Source organism: Shewanella sp. TB7-MNA-CIBAN-0143, from assembly GCF_040310065.1.
Taxonomy (GTDB): domain Bacteria; phylum Pseudomonadota; class Gammaproteobacteria; order Enterobacterales; family Shewanellaceae; genus Shewanella.
The window spans coordinates 1-3,729 of the sequence record NZ_JBEOPL010000045.1 but is presented as its reverse complement, the minus strand read 5'-3'; the positions used below and the strand labels follow the sequence as shown (position 1 = coordinate 3,729).

3 protein-coding genes and 1 pseudogene are annotated in these 3,729 nt (G+C 42.8%); 3 read left to right on the top strand and 1 reads right to left on the bottom strand.

The features are described from left to right. Nucleotides 1-80: 80 nt before the first annotated feature. Nucleotides 81-2,111: an ATP-dependent nuclease gene (locus tag AAEY97_RS20995; protein ID WP_351001262.1), complete on the bottom strand. Its 2,031-nt coding sequence runs from the start codon at nucleotides 2,109-2,111 to the stop codon at nucleotides 81-83. Nucleotides 2,112-2,158: 47 nt separating this feature from the next. Between AAEY97_RS20995 and tnpA the strand changes: the two genes are divergently transcribed. The 3 genes and pseudogenes from tnpA to AAEY97_RS20980 form a co-directional block, all read left to right on the top strand. Beyond that, a complete protein-coding gene (gene tnpA / locus AAEY97_RS20990; protein WP_124012032.1) occupies nucleotides 2,159-2,488 on the top strand; it encodes an IS66 family insertion sequence element accessory protein TnpA in 330 nt (109 codons plus the stop codon). Next, the gene (gene tnpB, locus AAEY97_RS20985; RefSeq protein ID WP_124730482.1) at nucleotides 2,482-2,829 is read left to right on the top strand and encodes an IS66 family insertion sequence element accessory protein TnpB; all 348 of its coding nucleotides are present in this window, start codon (nucleotides 2,482-2,484) and stop codon (nucleotides 2,827-2,829) included. Before tnpA ends, tnpB begins: the two co-directional genes overlap by 7 nt. An 83-nt stretch (nucleotides 2,830-2,912) precedes the next feature. Further along, nucleotides 2,913-3,647 (top strand): annotated as a pseudogene (locus AAEY97_RS20980) (transposase); the annotation flags it as partial. Nucleotides 3,648-3,729 lie beyond the last annotated feature (82 nt).

The window sequence follows — 3,729 nt, the reverse complement described above, 5'->3', positions numbered from 1 at the left end:
ATAAGAAGTCTGAAACAGAAACAAGAAATGCAGCTTAAAATTTAAGTAAAGAGTGCCAACTACCTTGAAAAACACCGCCTTCAAGCGTGTGGTGCATTACTCTCCCCCTCAGAAGCTTCTTCAGTTTCTATTGGTGCCGTAACGTATTCGATTGCTTCAACAATGTAAGGAGGAAGTTTTGATTTTAGTTCTATAGCGAATTCAGATTCCGCCTGTTTTTTTGCCGCGTTACATGCATTGCGGCAGCTCCTCTCTTCTTCCCTAAGGGCTGCAATCGCATCAGCAACTTTTTCATCTGATTGTTTTTGGAAGATTTCAGATAAGTCGTATGCGAAGTCGGTTTTCGAGACTTTACTAAGGACATAAGTGGCCTTTTCATCTTCGTTATCAACTATGTTCTCTTTTCCATATTTTGAGCCATTGATAGCCTCATAGCATTCATCAAAAAGGCCATATTTCGCTAAGCAATATTCAAAAGTCCAATCATCGGATATTTTGACAGCGATGTTCTGCCTGTTTAATCCACCAATATGATCGATCTTCCTTTGCTGCTCGTTATCACAGTTTCTACGCCAATAACTTTGGTTTCGGTTGTTTGGTTTTTTAAAACCATAAGGGTTGCTATCATCATCTTTCTCTTCGGCGCAATTAGGCCACAGATCGAGATCGCGAAGTACGCAAACTTTTGACGGATGCCATGCATCAGGATTGTCATCTAGGTTATGTCGAAGAAACAATTTGACAAAGCGCTTCCAAGAGCCACTGTTGTCATATTTGATGATTGAAACTCCGTAATTTTCCAATGGTCGTCCTAGTAATCTTGCTATCTCAGGTAAAAGAATGTTTTCGCCATCACCTTCTACGAGAATTACTCCCTTCGCGAAGAAGATGTTAGCCTTCGTCGCATCTAAAAATTTTCTTAAAAACTTATAATCGGGTTCTTTAAGTTCAGTTTCACCAGCTCTTAAAGACCATGCACCACCTTCCGATAACATGATAATTTCAGCAGGGTCTGCTTTGGATGCAATGTTTGGACTGTGGGTGGTCAGAATACATTGCACTCCGTCAGGATTTTTTAATGTCTTAGATTTCGCATTGATAAACTGGAGAAGTTTCATCTGTAATTGGGGATGAAGATGCGCCTCAGGCTCTTCTATAAGCAACAGAGGAAATTCATTGTTCACCTCTTGCTCCAGAAGTAGCAACTCAGCTCCCATAAAAAGCAGGTTGTGATATCCGAGGCCATGCGCTCGTCGGTCATCCGTAAGTGCTAACGTTAACCCTTCCAATAGCGCACGAAGATGACGTTTTTTTGCGTATTCTGGCAGCTCAGCTAGCTCATCTTGCTTAACTCCAGCTATATCAATAAATGCACCAAGCCTAGATTTATCCTTCTCAAAAATGAGTTCATGGAGATATTTCTGCTGAATATTTTCAGCTGACTTTTTCAATGCCGCATCGTCAGCAAGAAGCTCCTCATTGGCCTTAGCAACGATGTTAAGGATATTTTCCATTCCATCGCAGATATCTTTCGAAGAACTTAATATCTGTGACAACCTTGAAGCTCTACCGGAAGAAAGTTCCGCCTCTGCATCTCTCAGTGGTTTTAGATATGTGGTGGCAAGGAAATCTCTAATTTCAGCTTCAATAGCCAAACCGTTTCCTTCTACACCGGATCGCACTTCAGTTTTTATGTAAGGATAGCCTCGTCGCTCTACTCCAGTTATTTGAGCATGTAACTGAATATAAAGAACAGAACGGTATTTTTTTTCACCCTGCCCATTCTCATACTCCTCGTGAGAAAGGTGTTCCACAAAACGATGTGCGTGGGTATCTATTTCAGAAAACTTCAGCTGTATTTTCAGGTCACTGGCATCGTTATGGAAATCTTCTTCAGTGATATACGCTCGGTCATTTGACTTTGTTCCAAGCGTATAACGGATAGCATCAATCAGAGTAGTCTTACCGGAGTCATTCTCCCCAACCAAGACATTAAGACCTCGATTTAGCTTTAAATCTAAATGCTGAAACAACCGAAAATTGTTAATTTGTATCTTTGATAAGTACAAGGTGTCTCGTAAGCGTCCGGGCAAGTACGTCTTCAACTGCACTCATTGAGCCTTTATCTTAACGACTGATAATGACATCAGGAGTTAACATGGCTACACGTTCACATCAAGATTGGGCTGCTTTGATACAACAGCAATCCGCTAGCGGCTTAACGATTTCAAATTTTTGTCGTGTGCACAAGCTTAGTCTTAGTGGGTTTTACGCCCGCAAAGCGGACATGGCTAAAACGGGCACCCAACAGATAGCGCCGTTTGTTAAGGCTACCGTGACATCGCCGACAGCGATGACAACCCAAGCTCAACCTTCCGCTTCAGCCCAGGCTATCCATTTTCAGCATCATACAGGGTTATGGACTTTCCCCAGCACCTTGCCCCCACGCTACCTGCTGGAGATTATAAAAGGCCTACAAGCATGTTGATGTTTCGTGAGCTTCCCTGTATTTATCTGCACCGTGCACCGGTGGATTTTCGTAAATCGATAAATGGCTTAGCTGTTATCGTTGAGCAGCAATTATCCTTACAAGCCAGCGACGGCAGTGTGTTTGTCTTTTGTAATAAAGGCCGTGATAAATTAAAAATCCTCTACTGGGATAACACCGGCTTTGCGCTTTGGTACAAACGCCTCGAGCAGGATAAATTTAAGTGGCCGACGAAAAGTATTGATGAGTGCCTGAGTTTATCTGAGCAACAGTTTCATTGGCTGTTATCTGGCTTTGATGTGCTGGGTCATCAGCATGTGAACGGCTTGAATTACAGTTAATTGATCGCCATTGCGAAGGCTGTTTTCGATAATTAGATCATTGTATTACCCTTGTTTCGGGTGATGTTTGATATAATAACACCATGAAATTAAGCCCTGATAACTTACCCAATGACGTTGATTTACTTAAGCAATTATTGCTTGAGACGCTGGCGGCTAAAGATAATGTTATCGAGTTGAAAGACGCTGAAATCGCCGAACTTAAACACTCTGTGCAGCGTTTGCTTGAACAATTTCGCCTCGCACAGCAACAACGTTTTGGGGCTAGCAGTGAAAGTCATGATTATCAAGGTGAGTTGTTTAACGAAGCTGAAGTCACCGTTGATGAGCCTGCTGAGTTAGCAACCTATGCAGACGAGTCTGTTTCTCCTAAAAAACGGGCCAAGCGTAAATTACTGCCTAAAGACCTGCCACGTGAAGTGATTATCCATGACATCAGTGATGAAGATAAGCAGTGTGAGTGCTGTGGTCATGAGCTGGCGTTAATGGGCCAAGACAGTAGTGAGAAGCTGAAGTTTATTCCGGCGAAAATCAGTGTGATTGAGCACGTTAGATTAAAATACAGCTGCAAGCATTGTGAAACAAAAGGAACCCAGGCCAATATCAAACAAGCGCCCGTGCCAGTCAGTCCTATCCCTAAAAGCGTGGCGACGCCAAGCTTGTTAAGCCAGCTCATTACCAGTAAATATCAGTACGCATTACCCCTTTACCGGCAAGAAACCTTATTCAAGCAACACGGTATCGCCTTAAGCAGGCAAACCATGGCGGATTGGATGATGAAATCTGCAGCGCTGTTCAAGCCCTTACATGATTTACTGCACCAACGGCGTTTTTCAAGACAGTTGTCGCCTAAATTGTTAAGCAGCTTCTTTGTGTTGCTCTGGATTTAACTCCACAGCG

Bases quoted from the DNA above. Each gene is read 5' to 3' on its own strand.
- tnpB (WP_124730482.1), top strand. From the start codon at position 2,482: ATGTTGATGTTTCGTGAGCTTCCCTGTATTTATCTGCACCGTGCACCG.
- tnpA (WP_124012032.1), top strand. From the start codon at position 2,159: ATGGCTACACGTTCACATCAAGATTGGGCTGCTTTGATACAACAGCAA.